Source organism: Muriicola sp., from assembly GCF_041567615.1.
Classification (GTDB): Bacteria; Bacteroidota; Bacteroidia; order Flavobacteriales; family Flavobacteriaceae; genus Muriicola.
On the sequence record NZ_JBFGBM010000219.1, the window covers coordinates 1 to 3,801 of the forward strand.

General features: G+C 45.8%; 4 protein-coding genes. All 4 read right to left on the reverse strand.

The window, feature by feature from the left end; genetic code table 11:
- A partial coding sequence (locus tag ABYP73_RS12065; protein ID WP_372974493.1) for a hypothetical protein occupies positions 1 to 195 on the reverse strand: 195 nt, incomplete at its 3' end.
- Positions 196 to 197: 2 nt separating this feature from the next.
- Positions 198 to 527: a cupin domain-containing protein gene (locus ABYP73_RS12070; RefSeq protein WP_372974494.1), complete on the reverse strand. Its 330-nt coding sequence runs from the start codon at positions 525 to 527 to the stop codon at positions 198 to 200.
- Between the two features lie 59 nt (positions 528 to 586).
- Positions 587 to 2,263 carry a hydantoinase B/oxoprolinase family protein gene (locus ABYP73_RS12075; protein WP_372974495.1) on the reverse strand — a complete coding sequence of 559 codons (1,677 nt, stop codon included), beginning with the start codon at positions 2,261 to 2,263 and terminating at the stop codon, positions 587 to 589.
- A 3-nt stretch (positions 2,264 to 2,266) separates the two neighbouring features.
- Positions 2,267 to 3,801, reverse strand: a 1,535-nt coding sequence (locus ABYP73_RS12080) for a hydantoinase/oxoprolinase family protein (RefSeq protein ID WP_372974496.1), incomplete at its 5' end; no start/stop codon positions are given.

Sequence of the window (3,801 nt, forward strand, 5' to 3'; positions counted from 1 at the left end):
AAAGGGATGCACAAAAAAAGTATCGAAATGCTTCCCCAGATGAAGGAAATCTGCATGCAATAAAAAGCTGCAGATACCACAGAGCACAAAGATGAGCACCAAAAGCGAACTGATGCGCTCTATTACCCTGGGGTTTTCCCAGAACAGCACCTGGCTGTCAAAAAATCTTACTCCCTGTTTTACCAAACTCGCCATCCCTAATCTTCTTTTGTGTTTCCCTGTTTAAAAAGGAAAAATAGTATTCGGGAATCCTCCAAGGTGTCCGTTTCCCTGATTTCCTCCTTGTCTAAATAGATCATATCCCCGGCATTCATCTCCGCCTTTTGACCATCTTTAGTGTACACTGATAATTTGCCGGAGAGCAGGTAGGCGATTTCGTTATAATCCAAAGTCTTGAAAGGCAACCTGTCCCCTTTTTTCAATACCACGGTACCACATCTCACGCCGACCTGGTCTTTGGTTTTGTAGACCAGGTCCTTTAAATACCCCTCCTTTTCCGTTGGAAATATTACTGGTATTAGTTCCATCACAATCCTATTTTGAGTTTATCATCCATTGAGGCATTCAGATCAAGGAAACTGAGACATTAAACTACCTCTTGAAAATTGTAATGTTCTCTGGCCTGTTCCTCGGTGATATATCCATTCTTAACATCGCGGGCCACCCTCTCTTTTGATCGGGATTCCGGCTTGCCGTAACCTCCCCCTGTTGCTGTAACCAGTTTGACCCTGTCCCCCCTTTCCAATCTGACATTCGTCACAATATTGTAAGTTTCCTCAGTTCCATCCTTACGAATGACGGTGAAGTAGTTGTAACTTCCATCCTTGCCCCCTAAAAGCCCCCACATGGGAATGGAGTACCCTAGAAAAGCACCTGTGAGATATGCCTCTTCGGACAGGATCTTAAATGTCAGATACTGTCCGTTACCTCCCTGAAATTCGCCATATCCACCACCTTCATTGTGAAAGGCGTATTCCTCAACCATTACCCCATACTTCCTTTCGCGTGTTTCTGCAGGAATATTATAGGATTCCCCATGGGCATAAGAAAATTGTCCCCTGTTGCCATCATGGAACGCACAGGCACCCCATCCTCCTGATAAGGGCTCTGCCTGTACATAGAATTCATTGGTCACCGGATGCATTCCGGATATATACGTGACACAAACAGACCTGAAATGACCAGCAGGCAACTTATCCGGAACTATGGGCCCCAAGGTTTTAAGCAGCAGGTCTATCGCCACCAGGAACACTTCGTAATACACTGATATGGGTGCGGGTGAATTGGCACTTACCACAGTATTATCCGGGCAGATCAGTTCCACATGTTTGAAAGATCCGTTATTGGCGGGAAGCGTTGGGGTGGTGATGGCCTTGAAAGCTGCTCTCACCGCCGTTTCCAACCCTGTTCTCGATAAATTGAGCGGGCCCTTCAGTTGGGGATGCGATCCTGTAAAATCGCAGATCATCCTGTCCTTTCGTATCTCCACCTTTAGTTTTACTGGAAAGGGACCATTTCCAAATCCATCGTTCTCTATCCATCCCGTATTTTCATAAACCCCGCTGGGAATTTTTTGCAACTCCTGCAAACTGATGCGCTCACCGTATTCCATAAACTCTTTTGCTGCCTGTCGGTAGGCATCAAGGCCGTATTTTTCGATAAGCTTGATAATCCGGGCAGCACCGACATCATTGGCCGCTATGCCGGAGTGCAAATCGCCTAGGGTGCTTTTGGGAAGCCGAACATTCGCTTCCAGCATTTTCAGTATGCCCTGGTTGTATTTTCCACCTTCCTTAATTTTTACAAAAGGAAAATGGATACCCTCCTGGTAAATTTCGGTTGAAACCGTAGAAACGGACCCCGGATTGGTCCCCCCGATGTCGGTCCAATGGGATTTGTTAACCGTAAAAGCCACCATTTCACCTTTGAAAAATACAGGGGTAATAATAGCTATATCGGAGAGGTGGGTGCCTCCGCCCACATACGGGGTGTTGGCCATGACCACATCGCCCTCCTTCAAGGGGTCATCCTTAAAACGTTTCAAAGTTTCTTCGACGACGAGACTCATCGCTGCCAGGAAAGTAATCACTCCATTTCCCTGTGCCAAAAGTCTTCCTTCATCATCCGTAATACCCACGGCATAATCCAAAGCCTCATAGATTATGGGGCTCATGCTGGTTCGTTGTATGGTTTCGAACATGGCCTCACCTATGGATATAAGGGAGTCCTGAATGATATCTGATGTGAATTTGTTGATACTCATGACTTACGTAGTTTTATAAATGATCAAATTACCGTAGGAATCCACAGTCATATGGTGTTTTGGCGGGACAACTGTGGAAGTGGAACTTTCAACAATTATTGCAGGCCCGGGAACTTCCATGCCAGGTTCCAATCCTTCCCGGTCATAAAATGTGCTTAAATGCACACCGAGCTCATCGTAATCGACTTTATCCTTTGTCAACAGGGCATCTGAAAGCATTTTTCCTGTAACAGGAATTTTTGCGATCACCGGTTTATTGACCTCTACTTCAGCTACCAAATGAAAGTTTACAATTTCGATACCCGTACCCTTTAATTCAAAAGCAAAACGTTTTTGGTGCAGCAAATGAAAATTACTTTCAACTTGTGCTATATCGATTTCATCGGTTTGGTCTAGCCGAAGTTTTACAGAGTGTTCCTGACCTTCATAGCGCAGATCCAGATAATACTCAAAACGGATGTCTCCCGGCTGGTAGTTGTCGCGGACATAAGCGTCGATTCCCACTTGCTCCATCTCCTTAAATGTCCCTCGAATGTGTGCTGTGCGGTCCTGGGATAGCCCGCTTACCTCAGTCCTTATGTAATCCCTCCTGAGATCAGACATCAACATGCCAAAGGCAGAAAACACGCCCGCATTCAAAGGAACGATCACTTCAGGTATCTGTAATTCTTCGGCCAGATATGCCCCATGCATGGGACCGCCGCCTCCAATGACCACCAAGGAAAAGTCCCTGGGGTCATATCCTTTGTTTACCGATACGCTTTTTAAGGCATTCACCATATTGGAATTGGCAATACGAATGACTCCCCTGGCCACTTCTTCCAAATCCATATCTAAAGCCTGACATAAAGGTGCCACAGCTTTTTTCAGACTGTTCATGTCTGGCAATTGTTGCCCCCCCAGAAAGTAATCCTTATGAATTCTGTTGCAAACCACATTTGCGTCTGTGGTCGTAAAGTTTGTCCCGTCGTTCCCATACGAGGCAGGACCTGGATTCGCACCTGCACTTTTAGGACCAACCCTCATTTTTCCTCCTTCATCCAGCCATGCTATACTTCCCCCTCCATTTCCGATTTCCACAATATCTATGACCGGTGTGAGGATAGGAAATCCTGCCTGGGTTTTTGTGTGCTCAATATTATAGGTAGTGACTATCTTCAACGCCCCATTTTCAATAAGTGAGCACTTAGCTGTGGTACCGCCTATATCCAGCACGATAAGGTTTTCTTTTCCTATGGTGTTGCCTAAAACCACAGCCCCCAGCATACCGCTGGCAGGACCGGATTCAATCAAGGTTATTGGATTGGCCTTAACATCTTCAACGGTGGTTATACCGCCGTTGGATTGCATAATATAAAGGTTGTTGCGATACCCCAACTGCTCTAGATTTGCAGTGAGATTGTTCAGGTATTTTGTGGCAATCGGCTTGACATAGGCCGAGAGTACAGTTGAACTCGTACGCTCATATTCGCGCCATTCCCGGGTAACCTCATGGGAACTGATGACCTCAAATTGAGGATATTTCTTTCTGATATATC

Coding starts and splice junctions, on each gene's coding strand:
- ABYP73_RS12070 (WP_372974494.1), bottom strand. CDS start 527: ATGGAACTAATACCAGTAATATTTCCAACGGAAAAGGAGGGGTATTTA.
- ABYP73_RS12075 (WP_372974495.1), bottom strand. CDS start 2,263: ATGAGTATCAACAAATTCACATCAGATATCATTCAGGACTCCCTTATA.